Source organism: Paracoccus sp. SCSIO 75233 (assembly GCF_027912675.1).
Taxonomy (GTDB): Bacteria; Pseudomonadota; Alphaproteobacteria; order Rhodobacterales; family Rhodobacteraceae; genus Paracoccus.
On sequence record NZ_CP115757.1, the window covers coordinates 2,357,501 to 2,380,836 of the forward strand.

The 23,336-nt window shown below is 61.2% G+C and carries 22 protein-coding genes, 1 tRNA gene and 1 pseudogene (1 of these 24 cut by a window edge); 12 read left to right on the forward strand and 12 right to left on the reverse strand.

Going from position 1 to position 23,336, the window contains the following annotated elements; genetic code table 11:
* Nucleotides 1–184 carry the 3' portion of a hypothetical protein gene (locus tag PAF12_RS11465; RefSeq protein WP_271107060.1) on the forward strand. The gene continues 209 nt to the left of window position 1, outside the view, so only the last 184 of its 393 coding nucleotides appear in the window; the start codon falls outside the window, past its left edge; its stop codon occupies nt 182–184.
* 216 nt (nt 185–400) lie between these two features.
* On the opposite strand, the gene PAF12_RS11470 is transcribed toward PAF12_RS11465, so the two are convergent.
* The 4 genes from PAF12_RS11470 to PAF12_RS11485 form a co-directional block, all read right to left on the reverse strand.
* Nucleotides 401–715, reverse strand: coding sequence for a multidrug efflux SMR transporter (locus PAF12_RS11470; protein ID WP_271107061.1), 315 nt, complete (start codon nt 713–715; stop codon nt 401–403).
* Nucleotides 716–917: 202 nt separating this feature from the next.
* The gene (gene rpsI / locus PAF12_RS11475; RefSeq protein ID WP_271107062.1) at nt 918–1,436 is read right to left on the reverse strand and encodes a 30S ribosomal protein S9; all 519 of its coding nucleotides are present in this window, start codon (nt 1,434–1,436) and stop codon (nt 918–920) included.
* Between the two features lie 2 nt (nt 1,437–1,438).
* On the reverse strand, nt 1,439–1,903 hold the full coding sequence (gene rplM, locus PAF12_RS11480) for a 50S ribosomal protein L13 (RefSeq protein WP_271107063.1): 465 nt from the start codon (nt 1,901–1,903) through the stop codon (nt 1,439–1,441).
* Nucleotides 1,904–2,175: 272 nt separating this feature from the next.
* Complete coding sequence (locus PAF12_RS11485) at nt 2,176–2,598, reverse strand: PaaI family thioesterase (RefSeq protein ID WP_271107064.1); 423 nt, start codon at nt 2,596–2,598, stop codon at nt 2,176–2,178.
* A gap of 59 nt (nt 2,599–2,657) precedes the next feature.
* Between PAF12_RS11485 and PAF12_RS11490 the strand changes: the two genes are divergently transcribed.
* Complete coding sequence (locus PAF12_RS11490; RefSeq protein WP_271107065.1) at nt 2,658–3,449, forward strand: enoyl-CoA hydratase; 792 nt, start codon at nt 2,658–2,660, stop codon at nt 3,447–3,449.
* A 311-nt stretch (nt 3,450–3,760) separates the two neighbouring features.
* On the opposite strand, the gene PAF12_RS11495 is transcribed toward PAF12_RS11490, so the two are convergent.
* Complete coding sequence (locus PAF12_RS11495; RefSeq protein WP_271107066.1) at nt 3,761–4,462, reverse strand: rhomboid family intramembrane serine protease; 702 nt, start codon at nt 4,460–4,462, stop codon at nt 3,761–3,763.
* A gap of 81 nt (nt 4,463–4,543) precedes the next feature.
* Between PAF12_RS11495 and trpS the strand changes: the two genes are divergently transcribed.
* Both trpS and PAF12_RS11505 read left to right on the forward strand, forming a co-directional pair.
* Complete coding sequence (gene trpS / locus PAF12_RS11500; protein WP_271107067.1) at nt 4,544–5,563, forward strand: tryptophan--tRNA ligase; 1,020 nt, start codon at nt 4,544–4,546, stop codon at nt 5,561–5,563.
* Nucleotides 5,564–5,685: 122 nt separating this feature from the next.
* Nucleotides 5,686–7,287 carry a heparinase II/III family protein gene (locus PAF12_RS11505; protein ID WP_271107068.1) on the forward strand — a complete coding sequence of 534 codons (1,602 nt, stop codon included), beginning with the start codon at nt 5,686–5,688 and terminating at the stop codon, nt 7,285–7,287.
* A 110-nt stretch (nt 7,288–7,397) separates the two neighbouring features.
* Here PAF12_RS11505 and PAF12_RS11510 read toward each other — a convergent pair whose 3' ends face one another.
* The 4 genes from PAF12_RS11510 to PAF12_RS11525 all read right to left on the reverse strand — a co-directional run bounded on the left by PAF12_RS11510 (nt 7,398) and on the right by PAF12_RS11525 (nt 12,005).
* Nucleotides 7,398–8,369 (reverse strand): ABC transporter permease, encoded by a 972-nt coding sequence (locus tag PAF12_RS11510; RefSeq protein ID WP_271107069.1) that lies wholly within the window; start codon nt 8,367–8,369, stop codon nt 7,398–7,400.
* A gap of 3 nt (nt 8,370–8,372) precedes the next feature.
* Nucleotides 8,373–9,671 (reverse strand): ABC transporter permease, encoded by a 1,299-nt coding sequence (locus tag PAF12_RS11515; RefSeq protein WP_271107070.1) that lies wholly within the window; start codon nt 9,669–9,671, stop codon nt 8,373–8,375.
* A gap of 52 nt (nt 9,672–9,723) precedes the next feature.
* Complete coding sequence (locus tag PAF12_RS11520) at nt 9,724–10,797, reverse strand: ABC transporter substrate-binding protein (protein ID WP_271107071.1); 1,074 nt, start codon at nt 10,795–10,797, stop codon at nt 9,724–9,726.
* Nucleotides 10,798–10,901: 104 nt separating this feature from the next.
* Nucleotides 10,902–12,005, reverse strand: a complete 1,104-nt coding sequence (locus PAF12_RS11525) for an ABC transporter ATP-binding protein (protein WP_271107072.1) — start codon at nt 12,003–12,005, stop codon at nt 10,902–10,904.
* A gap of 191 nt (nt 12,006–12,196) precedes the next feature.
* Here PAF12_RS11525 and PAF12_RS11530 point away from each other — a divergent pair.
* The 5 genes from PAF12_RS11530 to PAF12_RS11550 all read left to right on the forward strand — a co-directional run bounded on the left by PAF12_RS11530 (nt 12,197) and on the right by PAF12_RS11550 (nt 16,083).
* A tRNA-Leu gene (locus PAF12_RS11530) sits at nt 12,197–12,283 on the forward strand.
* A gap of 47 nt (nt 12,284–12,330) precedes the next feature.
* Entirely contained in the window at nt 12,331–13,026 is a 696-nt protein-coding gene (gene lipB / locus PAF12_RS11535; RefSeq protein ID WP_271107073.1) for a lipoyl(octanoyl) transferase LipB, read from the forward strand.
* Nucleotides 13,027–13,117: 91 nt separating this feature from the next.
* Nucleotides 13,118–13,594, forward strand: a complete 477-nt coding sequence (locus tag PAF12_RS11540) for a cytochrome c family protein (RefSeq protein ID WP_271107074.1) — start codon at nt 13,118–13,120, stop codon at nt 13,592–13,594.
* Between the two features lie 204 nt (nt 13,595–13,798).
* Complete coding sequence (gene ctaD, locus PAF12_RS11545) at nt 13,799–15,472, forward strand: cytochrome c oxidase subunit I (RefSeq protein WP_271107075.1); 1,674 nt, start codon at nt 13,799–13,801, stop codon at nt 15,470–15,472.
* 116 nt (nt 15,473–15,588) lie between these two features.
* Entirely contained in the window at nt 15,589–16,083 is a 495-nt protein-coding gene (locus PAF12_RS11550) for a DUF2244 domain-containing protein (RefSeq protein WP_271107076.1), read from the forward strand.
* On the opposite strand, the gene PAF12_RS11555 is transcribed toward PAF12_RS11550, so the two are convergent.
* Together PAF12_RS11555 and PAF12_RS11560 are read right to left on the reverse strand one after the other, a co-directional pair.
* Nucleotides 16,074–16,613 carry a cytochrome b gene (locus tag PAF12_RS11555; protein ID WP_271107078.1) on the reverse strand — a complete coding sequence of 180 codons (540 nt, stop codon included), beginning with the start codon at nt 16,611–16,613 and terminating at the stop codon, nt 16,074–16,076. The two genes, PAF12_RS11550 and PAF12_RS11555, sit on opposite strands and share 10 nt — an antisense overlap.
* Nucleotides 16,614–16,773: 160 nt before the next feature.
* A complete protein-coding gene (locus PAF12_RS11560; RefSeq protein WP_271107079.1) occupies nt 16,774–17,235 on the reverse strand; it encodes a GatB/YqeY domain-containing protein in 462 nt (153 codons plus the stop codon).
* Nucleotides 17,236–17,364: 129 nt separating this feature from the next.
* Here PAF12_RS11560 and carA point away from each other — a divergent pair, with 129 nt between their 5' ends.
* From carA to PAF12_RS11575, 3 genes and pseudogenes are all read left to right on the forward strand, one after another.
* Entirely contained in the window at nt 17,365–18,522 is a 1,158-nt protein-coding gene (gene carA / locus PAF12_RS11565; protein ID WP_271107080.1) for a glutamine-hydrolyzing carbamoyl-phosphate synthase small subunit, read from the forward strand.
* 59 nt (nt 18,523–18,581) lie between these two features.
* Nucleotides 18,582–18,920: pseudogene (locus PAF12_RS11570) on the forward strand (hypothetical protein); the annotation flags it as partial.
* Nucleotides 18,921–19,079: 159 nt separating this feature from the next.
* Nucleotides 19,080–20,465: a glycosyltransferase gene (locus PAF12_RS11575; protein WP_271109696.1), complete on the forward strand. Its 1,386-nt coding sequence runs from the start codon at nt 19,080–19,082 to the stop codon at nt 20,463–20,465.
* A gap of 21 nt (nt 20,466–20,486) precedes the next feature.
* Here the strand turns inward: PAF12_RS11575 and PAF12_RS11580 are convergent, their stop codons facing one another.
* Nucleotides 20,487–23,303 carry a glutamine-synthetase adenylyltransferase gene (locus PAF12_RS11580; protein ID WP_271107081.1) on the reverse strand — a complete coding sequence of 939 codons (2,817 nt, stop codon included), beginning with the start codon at nt 23,301–23,303 and terminating at the stop codon, nt 20,487–20,489.
* Between the last annotated feature and the right edge of the window lie 33 nt (nt 23,304–23,336).

A 23,336-nucleotide genomic window follows, 5' to 3' on the forward strand; every position in this document is an offset into this window, starting at 1 on the left:
AGCCGCTGGTTCCGAAGTGTCCCGAACCGCGTTGCCGCCGTTCGGTGAGGGGGTATTTAGGTCTGCACGCCGGAGCTTGCAAGCGGATTTTTTCCAAAAACCAGAAAAAACACGCAACACATTGATATTGCGCTGTTTTTATCCACTCGCAGAGCCTGCTGAACTGTCCCTGAACAGCGGCTGATCGAAGAGTCTCACAGAATCACGACAGAGATATGACGTGAATCCCGCAGATTCGGCGGGAAGACCGCGTGAAATATTGGGAATCAATGGCTTGAAGCGATTCCTTCGCGGCGATCAGCCTGCCGCGAAGGCTCGCTTACAAAGGTAACGCCCCGATACCCGGAGAATTCCGCATTTCAGCCACAGGCACAGCCCCCGCGGGCCGCACCCTGCCCCCTCAGGAGGAGGCTTTCATCAGCAGAATGCCCCCGACGATCATCGCCGCCGCCGCCAGCCGCAGCGGAGAGGCCGATTCCCCCAGCAGGAACAGCCCCAGCAGGAACGCGCCGACCGAACCGATGCCGGTCCAGACGACATAGGCCGTGCCCAGCGGCAATTCCCGCATGGCGCGCGACAACAGCCAGAAGCTGACGATCATGGCGATGATGGTGACAGCACTGTAGCCCAGCCGCGAAAACCCGTGCGACTGCTTCATGGTGTAGGCCCAGACCGTTTCCAGCAGGCCGGCGATGACGAGTTGTAACCAGATCATGATATCCTCAATCGATCCGGGCCGTCCCGATTGGCTGCCTTCATGGCCGGAGCCGTCTCCGATGCGGAACAGATACTATATTCCGGGATCGGGGCAAGATACCGGCGAAACTCGGCCCGCCAGCGCGGCAAAATGGCAACCACCTGCCGAACGAAAAAGGCGGCCCCGAAGGACCGCCCCAATTTCCAGGATCCAGACAGGATCAGCGTTTCGAGAACTGGAAGCTCCGGCGGGCTTTCGCCTTACCGTATTTCTTCCGCTCGACCACACGGCTGTCGCGGGTCAGGAAGCCCGCAGCTTTCAGCGCCGCGCGCAGGCTCGGCTCATGCAGCTGCAGCGCCTTGGAGATGCCGTGCTTGACCGCACCGGCCTGACCCGACAGGCCACCGCCCTTGACGGTCGCGACCACGTCGTACTGACCGGCAACACCGGCCACGTCGAAGGGCTGGCGCAGGATCATCTGCAGCACGGGACGGGCGAAATACTCGTTCATCTCCTTGCCGTTCACGCTGATCTTGCCGGAACCGGCCTTGACCCAGACACGGGCCACGGCGTCCTTCCGCTTGCCGGTCGCATAGGCGCGGCCATGCTGGTCACGCACCGGCTCGCGCGGCGCAGCGAGGATTTCGGTTGCAGTTTCGTCACCGGCGACAGCGGTCGGGGCGGCGGTTTCCGTGACCACGTCTTTCAGCTGGTCGAGGGATTTGATGTCTTCGGCCATGATTACGCGCTCCGGGTGTTCTTCTTGTTCAGCGACTTGACGTCCAGCACTTCCGGCTGCTGCGCCTCGTGCGGATGCTCGGTGCCGGCATAAACGCGCAGATTGGTCATCTGCTGCTTGCCCAGCTTGTTGCGGGAGATCATGCGTTCGACCGCCTTGATCACCACGCGCTCGGGATGCGCACCCTCCAGCACCTGACGTGCCGTGCGATGCTTGATGCCGCCCGGATGGCCGGTGTGCCAGTAATATTTCTTGTCATCGCGCTTGGCGCCGGTCATCTGGACCTTGTCGGCGTTGATGATGATGACATTGTCGCCCATATCCATATGCGGCGTGTAGGTGGCCTTGTGTTTGCCACGCAGACGGTTGGCGACGATCGAGGCAAGACGACCCAGCACGACGCCCTCGGCGTCGATCAGGATCCACTTCTTCTCGATATCCGCCGGTTTTGCGGTGTAGGTTTTCATGCTGCTGCCCTTTTGGGGGTTCAAATTCGAGATGCGGGTATATCGGAAATCGCGCAGCGCAGGTCAAGCGCCGTGCTCCTTAATTTATACAGCAATATCAATAGCTTGATAAATAGGTATTAAAATACCCCATCATAAATACCGATTCTCGTGCCGTTTCCCCCGATTCCGGGCGGATCGAAACACACCCCAACTCATCAAGTCACATTCTGACACAGGGCCGGCTTCGCCCTCGCTTCCGGAACGGGAGCCTCCCGGCGGCGATAGAACCCTCACCCTCTCGGCGGAATCGAATAGGTCATCGAGGCCCGCGCCACCGGCGCGTCCACCCCTTCGGACCGGATCATCACATCGCCCACGGCCAGCACCCGGCCCAGCTTCAGCAACCGGCACTCGCCCAGCAGATCAACCCCCGCTGCGGGCTTGCGCATGAAATCAATCGAGGCATTGGTCGTCACCGCCAGCGCCACCGGCCCGATCCGCGCCAGAATCGCGCAATAGATCGCCAGGTCGGCCAGCGCGAACATGCTTGGCCCCGACACGGTCCCGCCCGGTCGCAGATTGCGCTCCGACGCGATCAGGCGCAGCTCGGCGAGATTCTCCGCCACCCGCTCAACCCGGAAATCCGCCGCGACCTGCGGGAATTCCCGCCCCAGAAACCCGTTCAGCGCCGCCGCATCCATCTGCAATCCCACGGTTCCCTCCCTCTCCGCTTTCTGCGTATGCTGCCCCGAGCAGTGGGAGGAACGCAATAATGTCTGATCTGATCGAGCGCCACGACGATGGCCATGTCGCGCGGCTGGTGCTGAACAGCCCCGAGAACTTCAACGCACTCTCGGCAGAGATGATCGCGACACTTTACACGACGCTGGCCGGGATCGCGACGGAGGATCATATCCGCGTCATTATCCTCGCCGCCAATGGCAAGGCGTTCAGTGCCGGTCACGATCTGCGCCAGATGCAGGCGGCACGGGCCAATCCTGATGGCGGGCGCAAGGGATACGAGGCGCTTTTCAACGGCTGCGCCCAGTTGATGCAGTTGATCGCCACCCTGCCCCAACCGGTCATCGCCGAGGTGCAGGGCATTGCGACCGCCGCCGGATGCCAGCTTGTCGCCTCCTGCGATCTGGCGGTCGCGGCGAAGGCGGCCCGGTTCGGGGTGAACGGCGTCGATCTCGGCCTGTTCTGCTCCACCCCCGCCGTCGCCTTGTCCCGCGCGATCCCGCGCAAAGCGGCGTTCGAATTGCTGGTGACCGGCGATTTCATCGACGCGCCCGAAGCGCAACGGCTGGGCCTCATCAACCGCGTCGTGGCGGCAACGAAGCTGCAGGAGGAAACAATGGCCCTCGCCCAGCAGATCGCGACCAAGCTGCCTGCCGCCGTTGCAATGGGCAAGCGCGGCTTCTACGAACAACTCGCCCACGAAACCGCCGACGCCTACGAGGCCGCGGGGGACACGATGTGCGCCAATATGATGCTGCCCGACACCGACGAAGGCATCACCGCTTTCCTGGAAAAGCGCAAACCCGCCTGGGCCGCCGAATAATCAACCCCGCCGGATATTTCTCAACGCACATCGCTTCCTTCGGTTGCGTTTCAACGCCCATCACCTCACCCCGTAGGGTGCGTTTCAACGCACCTCAACTCAACCACACACATCGCACCACCCGGCACGGCGCGTTTCAACGCACCATGCCCCGGCCCCGCCCGGTGCACATCCTGTGTACGCGCTGTGTACACCCGGTGCACGGGCTGTGCGCCCCATTTCCCCTGCAATCGCTAGCCAAACCGCGCCAATGCACGCATCCGCGCAACACCCACCGTTCGCACCCCGTTGCACGCGGCGCCACGCCTCGCCTATCGCCGCCGGATCACCTGCATCGCGCGACGCCATCCGCCGGGCACCAACACGAAACACAGCAAGAACCCGATGCCGAAGCCCGCAATCTCCGCGATCCAGCTATATCCGGCATTCCCGAAGATCAGCCCGAAGGTCAGCTGAAACAGGAGCAGCATCCCGATCAGCGTAAAAGCCCGCATCCGGTTCGCATTCTCCATCCCCAACCGCACCCAAAGCAGGAAGGTGAACGCCCCGACCAGCCCATAAACGGGGGGATAACCGCCAATCAGCGGCTCCACGCGAATCCCTGTAAATGCAGCGAAAAGCGTATAAACCAAAGCTCCGCCAATCGCCGCGCCAAAGAACAGGACAAAGAACGCCCAAGGGCGGAACTGCTCCGCCACCATCTTGCCAAGCGCCAGCGTGAAGACGATGACGAACAGCGCATGCGTGACCGAGCCATGCACGAAGGGATAGCTCAGCACCCGCGCCGCCTGCCGCGCATCGAAGATGCCAAGCTCCCACATGCGGATCGGATATTCGGGAATATAGGCCGCCATTTGCAGGGCATTCAGCCTCAGCCCGATCCCCTCGGCCCCGCCAATCATCCCGATCGAGCCCAGCCCGAAAACGATTTCCGCAGCAATCATTGGCAAAACCAGCGCCCAGACCACGGGCGGCAATTGGTTGATCGGGGATTCGTCGTAACCGGGGCGCATCGCATTCTCCTCATCAGGGCGGTTGCGCCCCTGTGCGTGCAGGGTTAAGCCAGCGAAGGCGATTTTCCAAGCAGGCAAGTTATGACCGACGCGACGACAACCCGCATTTTCTCCGGCATCCAGCCCTCCGGCCATCTGACGCTGGGCAATTATCTCGGCGCGCTCCGCCGCTTTGTCGAGCGGCAGGAAGAAGGGATCCCGACCGTCTATTGCCTCGTCGATCTCCACGCCATCACCGTCTGGCAGGACCCCGAAGCCCTGCGACAACAGACGCGCGAAGCCGCCGCCGCCTTCATGGCCGCCGGCATCGATCCAGCGCGCTCCATCCTGTTCAACCAGAGCCAGGTCTCCGCCCATGCCGAACTCGCATGGCTGCTGAACTGCGTCGCCCGCATGGGCTGGATGAACCGCATGACCCAGTTCAAGGAAAAGGGCGGCAAGAACGCGGAAAAGGTCAGCCTCGGCCTCTACGCCTACCCGGCGCTGATGGCAGCCGATATTCTTGCCTATCACGCGACCCATATCCCCGTCGGCGAAGATCAGAAGCAGCATGTGGAGCTGACCCGCGACATCGCCGCCAAGTTCAACCATGATTACGGCGTGGATTTCTTCCCCATGCCCGAGCCGGTGATCGAGGGGCCCGCCACGCGGGTCATGTCGCTGCGCGACGGATCGAAGAAGATGTCGAAATCCGACCCCTCGGACATGAGCCGCATCAACCTGACCGACGACGCCGACACGATCGCACAGAAATTCCGCAAGGCCCGCACCGATGCCGAGCCCCTGCCCGGCAGCATGGACGCCCTGTCCGACCGCCCTGAAGCGCGCAATCTGGTCAATATCTACGCCGCCTTGTCGGGCGAGACACAGGACAAGGTTCTGGCGCAATTCGAGGGCAAGGGCTTCGGCGATTTCAAACCCGCACTGGCCGATGTCGCGGTTTCCGTCCTCGCCCCGATCTCCACCCGGATGAGCGAATTCCTAGCCGACCCGGCAGAAATCGACCGCATCCTAGGCGAAGGCGCCGGCAAAGCAGAAGCGATCTCCGCCCCCATCGTGGCCCGGACACGGGAAATCATGGGGATGATCCTGTCGCGCTAACGATTGAATTGGATATCCCCGACCTCACAGGCTTATTTCTGTGCCGGTGTCGGGAGCTCACTATTTGCAGACAGCCCAAAATCTGATTTCGCCTACGCAGCAAAGAGGCAAACTACATACTCATGATGCGCTCAAATAGAATTTCCTATGACGTATTGCAGAAATATCTGCCGGCACCTTCAGACTCGGTAAGCAAGGCTGCCAAAGACATCGTCGAGAGGCGCGGGATAACCATCAGTTCCTATAAAGACGTTCCAATTGCTGAAAAGTTCTGGCTGAGCGGAGATCAGGACAACAGGGCATGGATGTTCTCATTACATAATTTTTCAGTTCTGAATGCGTTGATGGTGACCGGAGAATGGCAGACGATCGATAAGCTGATCCAAGAATGGGTCGCCGATTTCGCAGAAAGAATGAGCTCAAATCCGAGCGAATTTCCGTGGCATGATCACGCAACGGCACTACGCCTCGACCGGTTGTCGCTGATCGCCCTAGCCACGGATGGCAAGACATTCCCGGAACTGGCCGAGCAACACGCGAAGCTTTTGCTTTGCGAGGATTTCTACAGCAAACACACCAATCACGGCTACGATCAGGCGCTTGCGCTACTGTTCGCGTCATACGCATTCAGCGACGTCTGCGATACGACGGAATGGCAGAAAATCGGGCTCGCTCGTCTGTCCGACGAATTGCGTTTCGCATTCAATGAAGAAGGTGTTCACGTCGAAAATAGCCCGGCCTATCATGTGGGCATGACGGCGAACCTGGTCCGTGCCCGATTGCTGTTGGAGGCGCTGGATCTGACGCTGGATTTCGACTTCGACGAACTGCTTAACAAAGCCCTTCTGTTCACATCATGGATGATCGGTCCGGATCGAAAGCTTGCCTTGCTGGGAGACTCCACGGAACGCGGGGGCACAGCTCCGTCAGAATTAGAGGGGCTTCCCAATTTCCAGCATGCGATTTACGCCGCAAGCGGGGGTGCGCAAGGTCAGCCGCTACAGGACAAGGTCGCGATCTTTCCCCACGCAGGGTATGCGGTCTACCGGTCCAACTGGCAGCCTTGGCGCGATCATGTTCATCTGGTGATGAAATCGGGTTTTCTGAGCCGATATCATCGGCAAGACGACGACCTGAACATTTTGCTCCATGCTTATGGGGAGCCCTGGCTGATCGATAGCGGGCTCTATAATCATAACGAGCATGACGAGATCAGGAAATATATGCGCTCTGCAATGGCGCATAATGTTCCGTTTGTTCAGGGCGTGCTCCCCTCACGCAACAACATAGCACCTGACTTTGCATCGATCGAGCTTGATGACAGCGCGATCAGCAATGCCGAAGCCGTGTTTCGCGGCGAAACCCGAATGTATCGCGGCATCAGGCTGCGGCGCACTGTCATCGTCGAAAACAAAGATAATTTTCAGATCGTCGACAACGCGATAAGCGGCAAGTCCGAGGCGGAAGTATTTATCCTGTTCCATACCCCCAAGAACAAGCAGATCAGGACATCACCCACTGTCGCCCGCATAATAGGTCGAGAAAAAGAGCTCTCCATCCGGGTTGCTTCGGGAGAGGTCGGCGGTTGCAGGGTATTCTCCGGACGGGAGGGCGAATTTTGGAGCCTTCACAGCGGTGCCCATAACAAATGCGAGCCATCGAAGGTGATCGTGTTTGGCCCGGTGAAGACAGATCAGATCAGATTCCGTCTGTCATTTAGTTAGGGTGAGACACCACAGGTGAGGTTGTCGCTGCTGGGGATGCTGCATGACCGGCAGCGGGGCAAACCACACCCGCTCAGATAGGAAGCGCGTCATTGGGTCGACGGCGAGTGCTAACTCGGCGTCACGCCGCGTATCCTCTCCGATCTTCGCCGCAGCAATTCGACCGTTGTTAGCAGCGCGATGGAGAACAGCACCAGCAATGTCGCCACGGCAAGGATTGCGGGGGAGATTTGTTCGCGGATGCCGGTCCACATCTGGCGCGGGACGGTCTGCTGCTCCGGGCCGGCGATGAACAGGACTACGACCACCTCGTCAAAGGAGGTGACAAAGGCGAAGAGCGCGCCGGAAATGATGCCGGGCAGGATCAGCGGCATGGTGATCTTGAAAAATGTCCGGCGCGGACCCGCGCCGAGCGAGGCGGCGGCGCGGTTCAGCGACTGGTCGAAACCGATCAGCGTCGCGGTCACCGTGATGATGACGAAGGGAATGCCCAGCGTGGCATGGGCAAGGATCACGCCCAGATAGGTGTTCGCGACACAACCGCTATTGGACAGAAACACCCCGAACAGCCGATAGGCCCATGAACCCTGCGGGACGCAGGCCGATGAATAAAAGAAGAACAACCCCGTTGCCGTGATGATCAGCGGCACAATCATCGGGGAAATCAGCGTCGCCATGATGATCCGGCGGAACGGCATTTCCGGACGCGAGAGGCCAAGTGCTGCAAGCGTCCCCAGCACCGTCGCCAGCAGGGTCGAGCAGATCCCGATGATGATCGAGTTCTTCGCCGCATTCACCCATTTCGCATTGGCCCACATATCCGCAAGCCAGGACGCATCGCGCGGCGCTTCGGGTTGGCCCATGCCGAAGGTCATCAGCTCGTCATACCATTGCAGTGAATAGCCTTCCGGGCGGAATTCCAGCATGGCGTCGGTGAAGGTGAAATAGGGCTCGGCGTTGAAGCTCAGCGGGATGATGATGATGATCGGCGCGATCAGGAAGAAGAAGATCAACCCGCAGATCACCAGATAACTCCAGTGCCAGATCCGCTCCAGCGGCGATGCGTAGCTCGGTAGCGCCATGATCTATCCCAGTTTCAGATTGTCGATGCCGACCAGCCGGTCATATATCCAGTAGAGGATCAGCACCCCACCCAGCAGGATCGCGGCAAGGGCTGCCGCCATCGACCAGTTGAGCGTGCCGGTCATATGCTCGGCGATCATGTTGGAAATAAGCTGGCCCGACGAGCCGCCGACAAGCGCCGGGGTGATGTAGTAACCGACCGCGAGAATGAAGACGAGCAGCGCCCCAGCCCCCAGACCCGGCAAGGTCTGCGGGAAATAGACCCGGCGGAACGCGGTCCAGCTGGTCGCCCCGAGGCTGCGCGCGGCGCGGACATAGGACGGGTTGATCGTGCGCATCACCGAATAGAGCGGCAGGATCATGAACGGCAGCAGGATATGGGTCATCGCGATGATCGTGCCCATCTGGTTGTAGATCATCTGCAACCGCCCCTGATCGTCGATCACGCCCAGCCAGACAAGGATGTCGTTCACCACGCCCTGTTGTTGCAGCAGCACCATCCACGATGTCGTCCGCACCAGAAGCGAGGTCCAGAACGGCAACAGCACCAGGATCATCAGCAGGTTCGACCGGCGCATCGGCAGCGTCGCCAGCAAATGCGCAACCGGGAACCCCAGCAAAAATGTCAGCCCGGTGATCAGCGCCGACAGCCAGAGCGTGCGCAGGAACAGCATGATATAGACGCGGCGATGTTCCTCCACCTGCACGATCTTGCCCTCGGCATTGCGCGTCCGGTCGATGGAGGCGAGGTAGAACCCATCCGTATAGGGGGTGGAGACATTGCGCATCGCGCCCCAAAGCTCCGGGTCGCCCCAATCGTCATTGATCCCTAGCAGGGCCTCGCGATAGGGCGGCTCAATCCCGCGCCGGACCTGACGCCCGGTGGAGGTGAAGAGCGAGCGCGTGCCGGACATCTCATAGTTGATCCGTGTGCCGACGACGCCAATCGTCCGCGCCTCGGCCGAAGCCAGAAGATCGGCAGAAAGGGCGGCATAGGCATCTTCGCCCGGATCGGTGCCGACGGGGTTTTCCGCAAACCACGCCGAGATCTGCGGCATATTGGCGGAGAAGCCGTCATTATGGACCGAGCGATACAGCATCTGCCCGATCGGAATGATGAAGGTGATGACGATAAACGCCAACAGCGGGGCGACCAGAAAAAACGCCCGCCGTCGCGCCGCGCGGGAGCTGCGGGCCAAAGCGCGGTCCAGCCGCTGACCGTCGGCGGTGCGCAGAACACCGTCATCCAGCCCGCCCGCCTTTGCCGCTATGGCTGCATGTGGATCAAGTGCAGTCGCCATGTCGTCATCCTTCAGGCGCCCGGCCACGCGAATGCGCAGCCGGGCAAGTCAATCAGCCTGCCAGCCAGGCATTGAAACGCTCGTTCAGTTCCGAATCGTAGTCGACCCAGAAATCGAGGTTGGAACCAAGCGCATTGGTCATGTTCTCCTCATAGGTCGGCAGGTTCGGACCCATCGGCTCGTCGCCGCCTTCCATATTGCCGACAAGCGCTGCGGCGGAGACGCGGGGCGGGCCGTAGCTGATGAACTCAGCCGCACGGGCCTGATTGGCCGGCGCGGTCGAGAACGCGATGAACTGCATCGCCTCATCCATGTTCGGCGCGCCTTTCGGGACGACCCAGCCTTCCATCTCGTAGATCTGGCCGTCCCAGACGATGTTGAACGGCTTGTCGTCCTGTTGCACGGCGTTGAAGATCCGGCCGTTGAACGCATAGGCCATCGAGACCTCGCCATCGGCCAGAAGCTGCGGCGGCTGTGCGCCGGCTTCCCACCAGATCACGTCGTCCTTGATGCTGTCGAGCTTGGCGAACGCCTTGTCGACGCCTTCCGGCGTCGCCAGCACGTCATAGACCTCAGCCGCCGGCACACCGTCCGCCATCAGCGCGAATTCGAGATTGAACTTCGCACCCTTGCGCATGGTACGCTTGCCCGGGAACTGCTCCAGATCGAAGAAATCCGCCGGAGTAGAGGGCTTGGCATCGGCGAATTGCGAATCGTCGTAGGCCATGACCATCGAATAGACATCGGTGCCGACGAAGCAGTCCGTCACGCCGCCCTCGATATAGTCGTCAATCGCGGCGGTGCCGTCTTCTGCCGCTTCCAGCTTGGAGGCGTCGATTTCTTCCAGCAGACCTTCATCGCACAGACGCACGGCATCGGCATATTCGACCGAGGCCACGTCGGAGGTGACGTTGCCCGCCTCCACCATCGCCTTGATCGGGGTCGCCGGGTTGTCGGCGTCGGCAATATTGACCGCAACGCCGGTTTCAGCGGTGAAGGGCTTCGCATAGGCTTCCAGATGCGAGTTGCCGTAAGCGCCGCCCCAGGTCAGCAGGTTCACCTCTTGCGCGGATGCGGAAAAGGCCATGCCGCAGAGAGCAGTGGTCAGGATCAGGGTATTTTTCATCGAAATCTCCCGTTTGATTTGATTGGCGCATTGGCCGTTATCGTTGGACGCGGGATTGCGCCGGGTCGTCATTGGCGCGGCAAGCGCGCCGGGGCCGGTCCCTGTCAGACCGGATCGAGCGCGCGGGCATCCTGCGGATGCCAGCCGACGCGGATATGTTCGCCGGGGGACAGCTTCGTCTGGCCCAGCGTATTGCGAAATTTCATGACGAAATCGTCCTGCCCGGCAACCTTGAGCCGCGCACGGAGGATATCGCCCATATAGACCACCTCCATCACCTCGGCGTCGATGGTGTGCTGGGCATCCGACATCATGTCGGGCTTGAACTCCACCCGTTCGGGCCGGATGGACACGGTCGTGGGTTGACCGACCTCGCGAATATTGACCGCGGTTGCATCGATCAGCTCTCCGTTCCACAGTTTCACGGTCGCCTGATCGCCGTCGAGGCTGGAAATCGTTCCGCCGAGCGCGTTGTTTTCGCCGATAAACCCGGCAACGAAGCTGTTTTCCGGCCGCTCATACAGATCGGCGGGCCGGGCAAGCTGCTGGATGCGGCCATCGTTGAACACGGCGATCCGGTCGGACATTGTCAGCGCCTCGGTCTGGTCATGGGTCACATAGACCACCGTGATGCCGAGCCGTTCGTGAAGCGCCTTGATCTCGAACTGCATATGCTCGCGCAGTTGCTTGTCGAGCGCGCCGAGCGGTTCATCCATCAGCACAAGCTGCGGATCGAAGACAAGCGCGCGGGCCAGTGCAATCCGCTGCTGCTGCCCGCCCGAAAGCTGCGCCGGACGGCGATTAGCAAAGCCGCCCATCTGCACCATGTCGAGCGCGCGGGTGATCCGTTCTTCCCGCTCCGCCTTTGTCATCTGGCGGACTTCAAGCGGGAAAGCGAGATTTTCGCCGACGGTCATATGCGGAAACAGCGCATAGCTCTGGAAAACCATGCCGATGCCGCGCTTATGGGGCGGGACATTGTTGATATTCTGCCCGTCGAGGCGGATTTCACCATGCGTCGCCGTCTCGAACCCCGCCAGCATCATCAGGCAGGTGGTCTTGCCCGAACCGGACGGCCCGAGCATGGTCAGGAACTCGCCCCGCCCGATGGTGAGATTGAGGTCTTTGACGACAAGTATCTGTCCGTCATAGCTTTTCTGCACATGATCGAAGACGACGAAATCGTCGTCGTGGGTCGTGGTCGTCAAGCGCGGTTCCCCTGTTGTGGTTTGTGGTTCTTGTTCCGCTGAGCGCAGGTTAAGCGGCTGTCGCGCAGGATTGCAACACCGTCCGAAGGCCGATCCGGTCAGAAATGTCCGATGCGCGTTTCGTGGGCATTTGGATCGAATCCCCCTTTTCAACCGCGCGGATAGTCGTTATCTGCACGCAGTGTCGCGATGCGGTCGTGGCGGAATTGGTAGACGCGCAGCGTTGAGGTCGCTGTTCCCTAACCGGAGTGGAAGTTCGAGTCTTCTCGACCGCACCAGCGAAACCGGCGCCCCAGAGGCGCCGTTTTGCTTTCGGAGAGCCGATATGCCCGATCCTGCCCCGCATTTTGACGCTTCTCAGCCTCTGCCGGACCCGGAATGGCTGATTGCGCCGGGATTGACCCCCTACGCAGAAGCCGTGGCGGCGATGGAGGCACATGTCGCGGAGATGCATGCAGGCTGCGCGGGCGAACGGATCTGGCTGGTTGAGCATCCGCCGCTCTACACGGCGGGGACATCTGCCCGGCCCGCGGACCTGCTGGATGCGCGGTTCGAGGTGCATGAGACCGGACGCGGCGGACAATATACCTATCACGGACCGGGTCAGCGAATCGTCTATGTCATGCTCGATCTGAACCGGCGTGGGCGCGATGTTCGCCGATTCGTGAAATCGCTGGAAAACTGGGTGATCGACACGCTGAACGAGTTCGGCATTCGGGGCGAGATCCGCGAAGGCCGGGTCGGCGTCTGGGTGCCGCGACCGGAGAAGCCGCCGCTCGCCGATGGCTCTGTCCGGGAAGATAAAATCGCAGCCATCGGGATCAAGCTGCGCCGCTGGATCAGCTTTCACGGCATTTCGATCAATGTCGAACCGGATCTGAGCCATTACAGCGGGATCGTGCCCTGTGGAATCACCGGCCACGGCGTCACCAGCCTTGTCGATATGGGCCTGCCGGTGACGATGGAAGACCTCGACACGGCATTGCACCGCAGTTTTCCGCGCCACTTTGCCGCGCGATAAAGCTTTGACTGATGTCATGCGACATTGCACATGAAGATGTTAGCCAGCCTCATGCACTGCCATGCGCAGCGAACCCAGAAAGGAATGCAGCATGAAGATCAGCCTCCCAGCCACTCTGGCCCTGCTCGCCCTCGCAACGCCGACGCTCGCCCAGGACGGCGATGCCGCGGCAGGCGAAAAGGAATTCAACAAATGCAAGGCCTGCCACATGATTCAGGACGATGCAGGCGAAAGCATCGTTAAAGGTGGCCGCACCGGCCCGAACCTGTATGGGATCGTCGGACGCAAATTCGCCGCCGTCGAAGACTATAAATATGGCGACGGCATTCTGAAGCTCGCGGAAAGCAATCCCGACGCGGTCTGGGACGTCCATTCGCTGACGGCCTATATCACCGACCCGACCGGCTATCTCGACGAATATTCGGGCGACGAGAAGGCGCGTTCGAAAATGACCTTCAAGATGACCAAGAATCAGCCCGATCTGGTCGCCTATCTGCTGAGCGTGTCGCCCGACGCGCCCGAACAGCCCGCCGAGGGCGACGGCAGCCCGCAGGCACCGGCCGAATAAAGCCGCACCAGCGCGACAGAATGTCGCAAGCATAGCACAGCCCTCCGAAGCATACAGCCTCGGAGGGCTTTTTTCAGACAAAAACTACCTTTCAGCGTTAAGTTTCATGGCTGAGGCGGATTGCCGCATCCCGACGCTGGGTCTATGGTGCAGGCATCTGCCGGCGTCACCGGCACCTCAGGATTAACCCAGGGAGATCGCGATATGGCTGACGCTGCCGTTCACGAATCCGGCGGACATCACGACGAACGCGGGTTCTTTACCCGCTGGTTCATGTCCACCAACCACAAGGACATCGGTGTCCTCTATCTGTTCACCGCCGGTATCGTCGGTCTGATTTCGGTGTGTTTCACCGTCTATATGCGCATGGAGCTTCAGCATCCGGGCGTGCAATATATGTGCCTCGAAGGCGCGCGGCTGTTCCCGAGCGCGGAAGAATGCACCCCGAACGGCCATCTTTGGAACGTCATGATTACCTATCACGGCGTGCTGATGATGTTCTTCGTGGTGATTCCCGCCCTGTTCGGCGGCTTCGGCAACTACTTCATGCCGCTGCAGATCGGCGCGCCGGACATGTCCTTCCCGCGTCTGAACAATCTCAGCTACTGGATGTATGTCTGTGGTGTGGCGCTTGGCGTGGCCTCGCTCCTGTCGCCGGGCGGCAACCAGCAGATGGGCTCCGGCGTGGGCTGGGTGCTGTATCCGCCGCTGTCCACCAACGAAGGCGGCTATTCGATGGATCTGGCGATCTTCGCCGTCCACGTCTCGGGTGCCTCGTCGATCCTCGGCGCGATCAATATCATCACCACCTTCCTGAACATGCGCGCCCCCGGCATGACGCTGTTCAAGGTGCCGCTGTTCGCCTGGTCGGTCTTCATTACCGCCTGGCTGATCCTGCTGTCGCTGCCCGTTCTGGCGGGCGCGATCACCATGCTGCTGATGGACCGCAATTTCGGGACGAACTTCTTCAACCCGGCGGGCGGCGGTGACCCGATCCTGTACCAGCACATCCTGTGGTTCTTCGGCCACCCGGAAGTCTATATCATCATCCTGCCCGGCTTCGGCATCATCAGCCATGTCATCGCCACCTTCTCGCGCAAGCCGATCTTCGGCTATCTGCCGATGGTTCTGGCAATGGCGGCAATCGGTATCCTCGGCTTCGTCGTCTGGGCGCACCACATGTATACCGTGGGCATGTCGCTGACCCAGCAGAGCTACTTCATGCTGGCGACCATGACGATCGCGGTGCCGACCGGCATCAAGGTCTTCTCGTGGATCGCGACGATGTGGGGCGGCTCGATCGAGTTCAAGACGCCGATGCTCTGGGCCTTTGGCTTCCTGTTCCTGTTCACCGTCGGCGGCGTGACCGGCGTGGTGCTGAGCCAGGCGCCGCTGGATCGGGTCTATCACGACACCTATTATGTCGTCGCCCACTTCCACTATGTGATGTCGCTTGGCGCTGTCTATGCCATCTTTGCCGGGGTCTATTTCTGGATCGGCAAGATGTCGGGCCGTCAGTACCCGGAATGGGCCGGCAAGCTGCATTTCTGGGCGATGTTCATCGGGTCGAACCTGATCTTCTTCCCGCAGCATTTCCTTGGCCGTCAGGGCATGCCGCGCCGCTATATCGACTATCCGGAAGCCTTCGCGTTCTGGAACAATATCTCGTCGATCGGTGCCTATATCGCCTTCGCCTCGTTCCTGTTCTTCATCGGGATCGTGTTCTACACCCTGTTCAAGGGCAAGCGCGTGACCGAGAACAATTACTGGAACGAATACGCCGATACGCTGGAATGGACCCTTCCCTCGCCGCCGCCCGAACACACGTTCGAGCAACTGCCGAAGCGCGAGGACTGGGATCGCGGCCACGCCCATTGACGGCAACACCCTGACTAACGCGGCCCCGGAGCGATCCGGGGCCGTTTTCATATCAAGCCTCACAATGCAATTGACCCTGATCCTTCGTCACAGCCGCAACCCGACCACGCGATCCCATGCCGTATGAATGGCAAGAACGCGATGGCGAACGGCTTCTGCGCGTTTGGCCGCATCGCTCGCTGCCAAGACGCGGTTTTGTCTGGTTCATCGGGGCCACAGCGGTATTACTGACACTTCCCCTGCTCGCCGTGCTGGGCAGTTCGGTGCTGTGGGGTTTGCTGCCATTCATGCTGGCCGCAATCGCCGGCATATGGTGGGCGCTCCAGCACAGCTATCGCAGCGGCAGGACGCTGGAAAAGCTGAGCATCACGAGCGACCGAATCACCCTGACACGCAGCGACCCCGGACGCCCAGATCGGGAATGGTCCGCCAACCCCTACTGGATCCGCGCCGAGATCAGGCCCGGACCGGTAGAGAAATATCTGGTCCTGACCGGAGATCACGAATCAGGAAGAACGATAGAACTGGGCGCATTCCTCACACCAGAGGAGCGCGCCCAGCTTGAGGGAGAGGTCAATCGCGCCCTCGCGGCCTCCCGACGTCAGGACTGACCGGCCATCTTCGTCAGCGTCCGGTCCTTCAGCACAATGCCGTGGAAAAGCGCCATCGCGACGTGACCGGCGATCAGCAACGCCATCACCCAGCCCATTTCCCCATGCAGGTTCCCGGCATTGGAGAGGACCGCGACCTCCTGCCCCTCGGGACGACCTGCGAACAACTCAATCCCCCACACTGTGAAGGGCCGGGTGCCGCCAAAGGCCCGCAGAACCGCCACAGTCGGCACGAAGAGCATCAGCAGATAAAGTGCCAGATGTCCGAGTTTCGCCGCCGTTCCCAGCAGCCCGGCCTCGTGTACCGGTCGACGGTCACGATTCGCGAAAACCCAGATCACCCGCAGCCAGACCAGAATGAACACGGTGAACCCGACGCTTGCGTGGGTTCCCACCATGAATGACGCCAGTTCGGATTCGCGGCCAAGCGCATTCTTCACCGCCATGCTGACCAGCTGCCAGATGATCAGGACCGCGATGGACCAATGAAAGAAGCGTGTGACTGCGCCGTAGCGGTCAGGGCTATCCATGATCTGCATATCAATTACCTCAATGAAAAGTAGGTTGCCTGTCGTTTGTAGCTGCGCCCTACAGCACCAAGCCCAAACAGAAACCAAACAAACGCGCGAGGACAAAAAGGCCCGGTCAAAAGACCGGGCCGCGTAAATCGGATCGGTGGAGCGGCGGAAATCAGAGCAGCCGCTCTTTCACCTTCTGGCCGACAGATCCGAAATCCATCTGCCCGGCATAGCGCGTTTTCAACTCGCCCATGACCCGGCCCATGTCGCGCACCGAATCCGCGCCAAGCTCTGCCAGAACGGCGTCGATAGCGGCACGGGTTTCGTCTTCGCTCATCTGGCGCGGCATGAATTCTTCGATCACCGCGATTTCAGCGTTTTCCTTTTCGGCAAGCTCCAACCGCCCGCCCTCTTCATAGGACCGGGCCGATTCCTGACGCTGCTTGACCATCTTGGCAAGGATCGCGATCAGTTCGGCATCGCTGAGCCCCTTGCCCTCGCCTTCGCCGGTCCGCGCCGCGATCTCCCGGTCCTTGACGGCGGCAGAAATCAGCCGCAGCGTCGAAAGGCGCAGCTGATCCTTGGCCCTCATGGCATCTTTCGTTGCAGTCTGAATCTTCGTCTTAAGGTCCATGATCGTCCCCAGATTTGCCTAAGCGCCATCAAATAGGTGCGGTTTCAGTCCGTATCAAGTCCGCCGTCGCTTGACCACGCAGCGCCGCTTCACTAGGTTCCGCGCGATTACCAGATCAGGAGCCCCGCCATGACCGCGCAAGCCGCGAAACCGACCGCCTGCCTTGCCCTTGCGGATGGCACGATTTTCATGGGTCAGGGCTTCGGTGCACCGGGCGAGGTGCTGGCCGAGCTGGTGTTCAACACGGCGATGACCGGCTATCAGGAGATCATGACCGATCCCAGCTATGCCAGCCAGATCGTTACCTTCACCTTCCCCCATATCGGCAATACCGGCGTCACCGAGCAGGATGACGAGGCCGCGGACCCGGTTGCCAGCGGCATCGTGGTCAAATGGGACCCGACGGAGCCGTCGAATTGGCGCGCCACCTCCGACCTGCAGGACTGGATGCGCAAGCGGGGCCGGGTCGGGATCGGCGGCATCGATACGCGGCGGCTGACGCGCGCGATCCGGCAGCAGGGCAGCCCGCATGTCGTGCTGGCCCATAATGCCGACGGGGAGTTCGATATCGAGGCGATGATTGCCCGCGCCAAGGGCTGGCAGGGGCTGGTCGGGCTGGATCTCGCCAAGGAGGTGACCACCCGGCAAAGCTATCGCTGGGACGCCGGGTTGTGGGAATGGCCGGGCACATTCGGCGCGCCGCGCGAGGACAAGCCGTTCAAGGTCGTGGCGCTCGATTACGGTGCCAAGCGGAATATCCTGCGCTCGCTGGTTGCCTCGGGCGCTGACGTGACGGTGCTTCCCGCAACCGCCACGGCGGAAGAGGTGCTGGCACATAAGCCGGAGGGCGTGTTCCTGTCGAACGGTCCCGGCGACCCGGCAGCGACCGGCGAGTATGCGGTTCCGATGATCCGCGAACTGATGGCCCGCGACCTGCCGATTTTTGGTATCTGCCTCGGTCACCAGATGCTTGCGCTGGCGCTTGGGGCGAAGACCGTGAAGATGGGCCACGGCCATCACGGTGCAAACCATCCGGTGCGGGATGTGGAAACCGGCAAGGTGGAGATCACCTCGATGAACCACGGTTTTGCCGTCGATGCGCAAACCCTGCCCAAAGGCGTGCGCGAGACCCATATCAGCCTGTTCGACGGGTCCAACTGCGGCATAGCGGTCGACGACAAGCCGGTCTTCTCCGTCCAGTATCACCCGGAGGCGAGCCCCGGCCCACAGGATTCTGCATATCTTTTTACGCGTTTTGCCGACGCGATGCAGGCTCGTCGGGGCTGAACTTAACGCGATTTTAGAAGGCGTTCTGCCAGTCATGACCAAACCTTCAAAGGCTGGTCATGACCCCGGATTCTGCACGCAATACAGCATCGCAATCGTACCCCCGACGCACTTCGCCGCGTTCGCCGGTCCGTCAACGTGTGCTGGCCCGGCAGTGGAACTGCCCGATCTTCGATCCGCGCACTGCCACGCCAGACGCAGAAATGATCGACCGGCTCAGCGTGCGGTTCTGCCTGAAAAATCTGGTCCTTCCCTTGCGGAATCGAGGCGACATCAGCCTGATTGCAACTGCCAGACCTGAAGCCTTCGGGGAACTGGCGAAACAACTGCCTGCTGGTTTCGGACCAGTGCGCATGGTGCTCGCCTCAGAAACGGACATCCACCAAGGTATCATATCGCTCCGCGCGGAGGAGTTGACCCGGCAGGCGGAGTTGAGCGTCCCCGCAAACGAAAGTTGCCGAAGCGGTTCCGCGGTGACGATCCGCAGCGCGGTCGTTATTTTGCTGGCCGCAGTTGCTATCTTTGCTTTAGTGACGCCAAAATCGCTGCTGCTTGCAATGACCGGCTGGATCGCAATCACGCTGCTGGGCGGAACGACGATCCAGATCCTCGCCTTCATGGCCGCTCATCGACAGCGCCCGATGCAGCGCGCAGCGGGCCTTACCGTCGCAACGGAAGCCAATGCGCCGCCTGAGTTTCTCGGGAAACTGCCGATCATCTCAGTCATGATCCCGCTTTTTGAGGAGGACCGGGTCACCGGCGAGCTTCTTCGTCGGCTGGAGCGGCTGGACTATCCGCGCCAATCGACCGACATCGTTCTGGTCGTCGAGGACACAGATCGATGGACACGCGATGCGCTTGCAAAAGCGGATCTCCCCGGCTGGATCCGCGTCGTCTTTGTTCCGCCCGGGAATGTTCAGACAAAACCTCGCGCCCTCAACTATGCGCTGAATTTCTGCCGTGGGGAGATCATCGGCATATGGGACGCGGAGGACCGGCCCGAGCCAGATCAACTGCGCAAGGTCGCGCACACCTTCCACTTCGCGGATGACGATGTCGCCTGCCTTCAGGGTAGGCTCGATTACTTCAACCCGCGCAGCAACTGGCTCGCCCGCTGTTTCACCATCGAATATGCAAGCTGGTTCCGTGCAATTTTGCCGGGGATTGACCGTCTCGGGCTGACGATCCCGCTTGGCGGCACAACCATGTTTATCCGCCGCGAGGTCCTGGAGCCGCTCGGCGGTTGGGACGCCTGGAATGTGACCGAGGACGCCGATCTGGGCGTTCGCCTCTCCCGCCACGGCTGGCGCACGGAAATCATCGAGACAACCACGGATGAGGAGGCGAATTGCCGCCCGACGGCCTGGATCAGACAGCGATCACGCTGGATGAAGGGCTATCTGATGACATGGGCAGTGCATATGCGAAACCCGGTGCGTCTTTGCCGTCAGCTTGGCGCCCGGCGTTTCATCGCCCTTCAGTTTCAGCTTCTCGGATCGGTCTCACAGTCGCTGCTCGCACCGTTGGTCTGGAGCTTCTGGCTGCTTGCATTCGGGTTGCCGCATCCGCTGGCCGAGATCGCAAATGGTCGGGCGACAACACTGCTGGTTTCGCTTTTCGTCATCTCGGAGCTTGTGTCGATGGCTGTCAGGTTTTGGGCCGTTCGGGGGAAGCCGCACCGTCACCTGTTGCCCTGGGTGCCGCTGACATGCTTCTATTTTCCGATCGGCTGCGTTGCCGCCTGGAAAGCGGTCTACGAAATGGTGACGCGGCCGTTTTACTGGGACAAGACGGCTCATGGCGTATTCGATGAGGGGGCCGTGGAAACCGTGACGATGGCGACGCACGATGGCATCGCCCTTGTTCCGCTGCGCGGTTCGATCAAGGAGAGCACGGCGGGCGAACCGGCTCAGCACGAGATACCACTCCACAAGGCAAGCTGATCGAACGCGCCAAAATCCAGCCTATTCGGCCTGGGGGTCGTCATCGGCAACCTCTGGCAGCGCGCCGTCTATGATCTCGCCGGCGTCGGCCACGGCATCCGCGAGGCGATTTGCCAACTCATCCAGATCGGCACAATCGGTTTCCCGCAGCAGAAACTCCTGCCCCCCGGCCCCCAGATCATCCATATTGATGGCCGTCTCGCTGATCAGCCGCCCGCCAGCCTGAAGCCGCCACAAAAAGCGCTGCGCCGACAGCAATTTCTCCACCTGATCGCGGGGAAGGATGTCGTTCCGCGCCCCGGCCCTGAGTTGCGCATCCAGCTTGCGCGCCGGATCGGCGCCACGAAGGGCGAAGCTTTGTGCGAGAAGCTCGATATCCTGAAGCCTGCCCTTGCCGATCTTGGCCTCCCAATTGCCGTCCGGGGCCTTGGCGCGGAAGATCCGCTGCCGCATCTCCGCCAGATCATGCGGAACACGCGCATCGCCGCCATGTTCAGCGAGAACGTCGACCCGGAATGCCTCCACCTCCGCCCCAAGCGCATCCCCCTCCTCGCCACAACCGGCAATGACACGCGCTCGCGTCAGGGCGAGATGTTCCCACGTCCACGCCTCTGTCATCTGGTAATTGCGGAAGGACTGGATGGAGGTCGCCACCGGGCCTTGCCGCCCCGAGGGGCGCAGGCGCATATCCACCTCATACAGCCTGCCAGTCGCGGTCTGCGCGGAAAGCGCCGTAATCAGCGATTGCGTCAGCCGTGAATACCATGCACGCGGGGCAAGCGGCTTGCGCCCGGCGGATTCATCGACACCATCGGCATCATAGATCACCAGCAGATCCAGATCCGACGCCGCATTCAGCCGTTGCGCGCCAAGCGAGCCCATGCCCAGCACGACCGCGCCGCGTCCGGGCGGCGGTCCGTGGCGTTCAGCCAACTGGTCGACCACAAGCGGCAGCAGCGAGGCAACCGCGGCATCGGCGATGTCGGCATATTCCTGACCGACCTGCGCCGCATCCGACAGGCCCCGCAGGTGATGAACGCCGACCCGGAATTGCCATTCATGCGCCCAGCGGCGCGCTTCGTCCAGCGCGCGCTCATAGCCGCCGTCGCGCGCCTTCATCTGTTGCGCCAGACGCTGCGAGAGATCCGCCTTCAATTCGTCCAGACCCGGCCACGGCGCGAAGAAGCTGCCGCCCAGAACCCCGTCCAGCACCTCCGAATGCCGACCGAGATAGGCGGCGAGGCCCGGTGCGGTTGCGCAGATATCCACGATCAGGTCGATCAGTGAGCGGTTCGCCTCGAACAGCGAAAACAATTGCACACCGGCGGGCAGGCCCTGAAGGAACCCGTCAAACCGTGACAGGGCCTCCTCGGGATGGGCGGCGCGAGTCATGCGCGACAGCAGGTCCGGCTTGATGCGACGGAATATCTGCTGCGCCCGCGCGGTCCGGAGTGCCGGGTAGCTGTCCCAGCGGTCAATGATCGCCCGCGCTTCCTCGGAAATCTCCGGCAGGGCTTCGGTCTCGGAGGGCGCGAAAAACGCGTCCGTCAGCGTTTCCACCCGTTCCAGCCGGTTGCGCAGACGGTCCTTCCAGGCAGCCAGATCGGCCTCGCCCATCATATTGGCGATATTCTCCAGCCCCTCCTCATCCTTTGGGAGGTCATGGGTCTGGGCATCGTTCACCATCTGAATGCGGTGCTCGATATCGCGATGCTCGCGGTAATGCTCAATGAGCTCTTCGGCGATATCATCAGGCACCCAGCCTTTCGCGGCAAGTGCCCTGAGGGCGGGAACCGTCGCCCTTTCGCGCAAGTCCGGATCACGGCCACCCGCAATCAACTGCCTTGTCTGGGTAAAGAACTCGATCTCGCGGATACCGCCCTGCCCCAGCTTCATATTATGGCCGGGAATGGTCAGCCTGCCACCGAGCCCCTTGTGATCCCGGATCCTCAGCCGCATGTCGTGGGCGTCCTGTATGGCGGCGAAGTCGAGATGCTTGCGCCAGACAAACGGTCGCAGGTCTGCCAGAAAGCGCTCGCCCGCTGCCAGATCACCGGCACAGGGACGCGCTTTGATATAGGCCGCACGCTCCCATGTCCTGCCCTCGGCCTCGTAATAGGCAAGCGCGGCGGAGGCAGACAGGCAGACAGGCGTCACGGCAGCGTCGGGCCGCAGGCGCAGATCGGTGCGGAAAACGTAACCGTGTTCGGTATTGTCAGACAGCGTCGCTGCGGCCTTGCGGGTCACGCGGATCAGCGCGGCGCGCGCCTCGTGCTGATCGTCATCGCAATAGGCCGCGTCGTCATACAGCACGATCAGGTCGATGTCGGAGCTGTAATTCAGCTCCCCGGCACCCATCTTGCCCATAGCCATCGCGAAGAGACCGCCAGCATCGGCATCCGTTTCCGGCAGCTTGCCGCGATCGATCTCCTTCCGCAGATGCGCACGAAGGGCAAGATCGAACGCACGTTCGCCAAGCTCTGTCAGTGCGCCCGTCACCTGCTCCAGACACCAGACGCCGCCCAGATCGGCCAGGCCAGCCAGAAGCGCCACCCGTCTTTTCGCCCGTCGCAATTCGGGGCCGAGTTCGGCTGCGTCCAGATTTTCCAGACCCTGCAATTCGCGCGCTACCAGACCCGAATCAGCCCTAACAAGGGCATCGGGCAGCCATTCACGCTCTTTCTGCATCAGGGACCACAGATAAGGGCTGCATCCCGCTGTGCCGGCGAGAAGATCACGGACCCGCTCATCCAGGCCAGAAAAAAGCGCCGCCGCGTCCTGCGCACGAACGCTGTCATGCGGTATCGGGTGGCGGGTCATCGAAGCTGCAAAATCCATGATCCGAATAAGGCAAGTCATGCGCGTAAGGTC

What these genes read in the sequence shown, in the direction of transcription:
- PAF12_RS11490 (WP_271107065.1), top strand. Translation starts at nt 2,658, where the DNA reads ATGTCTGATCTGATCGAGCGCCACGACGATGGCCATGTCGCGCGGCTG.
- PAF12_RS11520 (WP_271107071.1), bottom strand. Translation starts at nt 10,797, where the DNA reads ATGAAAAATACCCTGATCCTGACCACTGCTCTCTGCGGCATGGCCTTT.
- PAF12_RS11555 (WP_271107078.1), bottom strand. Translation starts at nt 16,613, where the DNA reads ATGGATAGCCCTGACCGCTACGGCGCAGTCACACGCTTCTTTCATTGG.
- PAF12_RS11560 (WP_271107079.1), bottom strand. Translation starts at nt 17,235, where the DNA reads ATGGACCTTAAGACGAAGATTCAGACTGCAACGAAAGATGCCATGAGG.
- PAF12_RS11495 (WP_271107066.1), bottom strand. Translation starts at nt 4,462, where the DNA reads ATGCGCCCCGGTTACGACGAATCCCCGATCAACCAATTGCCGCCCGTG.
- PAF12_RS11505 (WP_271107068.1), top strand. Translation starts at nt 5,686, where the DNA reads ATGATGCGCTCAAATAGAATTTCCTATGACGTATTGCAGAAATATCTG.
- rplM (WP_271107063.1), bottom strand. Translation starts at nt 1,903, where the DNA reads ATGAAAACCTACACCGCAAAACCGGCGGATATCGAGAAGAAGTGGATC.
- PAF12_RS11540 (WP_271107074.1), top strand. Translation starts at nt 13,118, where the DNA reads ATGAAGATCAGCCTCCCAGCCACTCTGGCCCTGCTCGCCCTCGCAACG.
- ctaD (WP_271107075.1), top strand. Translation starts at nt 13,799, where the DNA reads ATGGCTGACGCTGCCGTTCACGAATCCGGCGGACATCACGACGAACGC.
- PAF12_RS11515 (WP_271107070.1), bottom strand. Translation starts at nt 9,671, where the DNA reads ATGGCGACTGCACTTGATCCACATGCAGCCATAGCGGCAAAGGCGGGC.
- PAF12_RS11510 (WP_271107069.1), bottom strand. Translation starts at nt 8,369, where the DNA reads ATGGCGCTACCGAGCTACGCATCGCCGCTGGAGCGGATCTGGCACTGG.
- lipB (WP_271107073.1), top strand. Translation starts at nt 12,331, where the DNA reads ATGCCCGATCCTGCCCCGCATTTTGACGCTTCTCAGCCTCTGCCGGAC.
- PAF12_RS11470 (WP_271107061.1), bottom strand. Translation starts at nt 715, where the DNA reads ATGATCTGGTTACAACTCGTCATCGCCGGCCTGCTGGAAACGGTCTGG.
- PAF12_RS11550 (WP_271107076.1), top strand. Translation starts at nt 15,589, where the DNA reads ATGCCGTATGAATGGCAAGAACGCGATGGCGAACGGCTTCTGCGCGTT.
- trpS (WP_271107067.1), top strand. Translation starts at nt 4,544, where the DNA reads ATGACCGACGCGACGACAACCCGCATTTTCTCCGGCATCCAGCCCTCC.
- rpsI (WP_271107062.1), bottom strand. Translation starts at nt 1,436, where the DNA reads ATGGCCGAAGACATCAAATCCCTCGACCAGCTGAAAGACGTGGTCACG.
- PAF12_RS11575 (WP_271109696.1), top strand. Translation starts at nt 19,080, where the DNA reads ATGACCGGCTGGATCGCAATCACGCTGCTGGGCGGAACGACGATCCAG.
- PAF12_RS11580 (WP_271107081.1), bottom strand. Translation starts at nt 23,303, where the DNA reads ATGGATTTTGCAGCTTCGATGACCCGCCACCCGATACCGCATGACAGC.
- carA (WP_271107080.1), top strand. Translation starts at nt 17,365, where the DNA reads ATGACCGCGCAAGCCGCGAAACCGACCGCCTGCCTTGCCCTTGCGGAT.